Origin of the sequence: Streptomyces sp., from assembly GCF_035563135.1 — a bacterium.
GTDB lineage: Bacteria > Actinomycetota > Actinomycetes > Streptomycetales > Streptomycetaceae > Streptomyces.
In genome coordinates, this window is the sequence record NZ_DATMVN010000689.1 from 1 (window position 1) to 3031 (window position 3031).

1 protein-coding gene and 3 pseudogenes are annotated in these 3031 nt (G+C 65.3%); all 4 read left to right on the top strand.

Annotation, left to right across the window (positions count from 1 at the left end; genetic code table 11):
- Positions 1–461: 461 nt before the first annotated feature.
- Positions 462–1325, top strand: coding sequence for a helix-turn-helix domain-containing protein (locus VN520_RS30705; RefSeq protein WP_325750210.1), 864 nt, complete (start codon positions 462–464; stop codon positions 1323–1325).
- Positions 1326–1444: 119 nt separating this feature from the next.
- Positions 1445–2155, top strand: a pseudogene (locus VN520_RS39845) (transposase); the annotation flags it as partial.
- A 219-nt stretch (positions 2156–2374) separates the two neighbouring features.
- Positions 2375–2602, top strand: a pseudogene (locus tag VN520_RS30710) (IS1380 family transposase); the annotation flags it as partial.
- 311 nt (positions 2603–2913) lie between these two features.
- Positions 2914–3031, top strand: a pseudogene (locus VN520_RS30715) (IS5/IS1182 family transposase); the annotation flags it as partial.

Consider the following 3031-nt stretch of genomic DNA (forward strand, 5'->3'; position numbering starts at 1 on the left):
CGCTGCATTTCGTGCTGGATTCCCGCCTGGCGAGCAGCGACTCTCTCTGCTTCTCGCTGGGCGGGACGGTTCGCGGGCGAGGAGAGGCTACACACGCCTCGCCGCGTGATGGGGCGCACACAGTGGGGCGGTTGAGCGTGATGGCCGACGCCGAGAGTTGATGAGGTCCCAGGGCGGGAAGAGTGGGAGACGTATCCCGTCCACCGGGCCCCTGCGACGCGTGAAGGGGTGCTTGGCTCCTCCTCGCATCCCTTCTGACGGGAAGCTGGCTTGAGGTTGACCGCCTGGCGGTAACTTCTGCGGCGAATCTTGAAGGCGGGACAGCTCCCGTTCGTCGCGCTCCGTATCCGTGCTGGCCACCCGTCTGCCAGTTGACGTGCACACTCCTTCAACTGGCGCCGTGAGGCACGGTGTCATCCGGGGCAGCCGACTACTGTACGTGTCCGGAAGTTTGACCTCCGGTGCCCATTTCTCCTAGATCTGCAGTCGATATGCGACAACGATGGAGGGCATACAGCGAGCTCTCGCATATGCCGGGGGCCGTTTTCTCGGGGAGGCTGACAGTGAAGGAAGCGGTCGATTGCACGACGGGTGCCTCGGCGCACGCCAAGGTGTTCCGAGTTCTGACAGCTCTGGAGGAACTGGGGCCCGGAGCTCACGAGTTGCGCCGGATCACGTCAAAGTCAGGCCTTCCCCGATCCACGGTTCAGCGCATCCTCGCCTGCGGAGTCGAGGAAGGGCAAATCGAACTGCGTGGCCAGGGCCTGTACAGCATCACCCCGCACAGCGGGGCTCTCCGGGGGCTGCGGCTGCCGCAGGTCGCCTCGCAGGGCGCCGACCCTGATCTGACCCAGCTGCAACGTCAAACAGCGCAGGTCGTCACCCTGTTCGTCACTGTTCCACTGGCACGTCGCCTGTGGGTAGACACTGTGTACGGTCGGCGCTACGACTTCGTGGAAGCGCTCACCTCGGAGGACAGCGCGGCGCTCGAACTGTCCCCGCTGTCAGCCGACGCCGCCGGACTGGTGATCAGCGCGCACAGCGAAGACGAGACCGCCAGCAGCCGCTTCCGGGAAATCCAGGAACTGGGAACGTGCTTCACTCGTTCCCCTCTGCCCGGCTGGTCGATGATCGCCGCACCGGTGTATGGACGGGCGGGCCATGTCGAAGGGGCTCTTGCCCTGCTCGGCCAGCACCCGAGGATGTTCTCCGAGAAGACCCGCTTCTCCTACGAGGTGCTGCGTACAGCCGCCCGGGTCAGCCGCCGCTCGGAGAACGCGCTGCGGCCCGTTCGCTCCTCCTCGCAGCTTGCCCCAGTCGCCTGATCCGAGTGCGGCCCGGCTGATTGTGGTGTCGGCAGCGTCCGCTCCCCCTACGCAACACTCGATAACCTCGTGGTTTCACGAGGTGGGTTGTCCGGTGCTGATCAAATAAGCGGAGCCAGACGGTCCGCAAGCGGGGTCTGGATATGCAATATCGACGGGACCAATGCCATGGTGCAAGCTGCGGACAGTGCACGACCCGGGCAAGGTCCTGTTAAATGTCCCGCTCGCGGCGGCTCTGAGCGGGGACTACCTCGCCGATGTCCCCATGCTGCGGGCCGAGCCCGATGTGTTCGGTTCGGTGGCATCCGACCCCACGGTCTCCCACCTCATCGACATCCTCGCCGTAGTCGGACCGAAGGCATTCAGCGCGATCCAGTCGGTGCGGGCCGAAGTGCAGTCGCCGGTATGGGAATTGGACGGAGTGAGGGAGTCCGGCCGCCGACGGTCACGTAACCGTGGATGTCGACGGCGTGCTCGTCCTTGCGGACTCCAAGAAGCTGGCTACCGCCGCGACCTGGAAGAAAACCTTCGGCCATCATCCACTCGTCGCGTTTGTCGACCACGGCCAGGCAGGTTCCGCAGAGCCGGCGGGCGCTGCTGCGGCCCGGCGACGCCGACTCCACCATAACGAGGTTACATCGAAACAACCCGGCTCACCCTGGCCAGCTCCCCACGCGCCTGCGGCGGGGCCGAGAGACGCTATCCGCACTGACTCCAGCGGCGGGACCCATGCCTTTGCCGATCGGCTCTCCCGCCGGAGCCGGCAGCTGTTGTATTCCGACGGAATGACCACCACCGACACCCTCCACCAGAACATCCTGAAGATCCCGAAGCAGGTGTCCCGTCTCAACGAACCGAGTCCACCGCGGTTCGTCTCAACGAATCCAGTCGCCGCAGGCCGGGGCGCCGGTGGCCCGGGTCCGATCAGGGAGTGGCTGTCTCAACGAGTTAGTCGCCCCTGGTCAGCAGTTCAGGATCGACTGGGTTCGTTGAGACAGGACAGCAGGCATGCACTTCGGTCTACGACGCCAACGGCACCGAGTGGGCCTGGCGCCTGGGTCACCGACGTATCAGACCTGAGCACGTGGCCCACGGGTATGCGGCTCATCGTCTGCGGAGAACGATCGCACCCCGGCACTTAGTTGCGATTCACTGACCTCGACGGGCTTCGGCTCACCTGTTTCGCGATCAACACCCAGGGTGGCCAGCTCGCCGCCCTGGAACTACGTCACCGCCGCCACGCCCGCGACACCGACCTGTGCAACCTGCCCCTGCACGGCACCGCCCAGACCGAACGTGGCCGGTGATCGGCCAGATCGCACTTGGCTTCCTCACCTGGATGCCGATCGCCCTGACTGCGCGAACCCGCCGCTGGCTCTGCTTCACCACCCGACGCCCGAGCGGACATGATCACCCGCCAATTCAGCGACCCGCTGCCCTGTTCACTGGAAATGAGCCTCATTACCGCGATCAATGAGCCTCTTCCAACCTGACGGCTGGTTGGATCGGCACCCTGGTGGCGGGCATGAAGAAAGCTCCTGGTAGACGGATTCACGACCAAGATCACCAGCCCGCCAGGAGCTTTCGCGTGCTTGTCTACCCGTCCGCCATCGATCTGTCCAGCCGCACCCTGCAGCACCTCTCCGGTCTCCTCGCAGGTCACCGCCGCCGCATCGGTTCCCGGTGGCGTCGCCTGACCTGTGGCC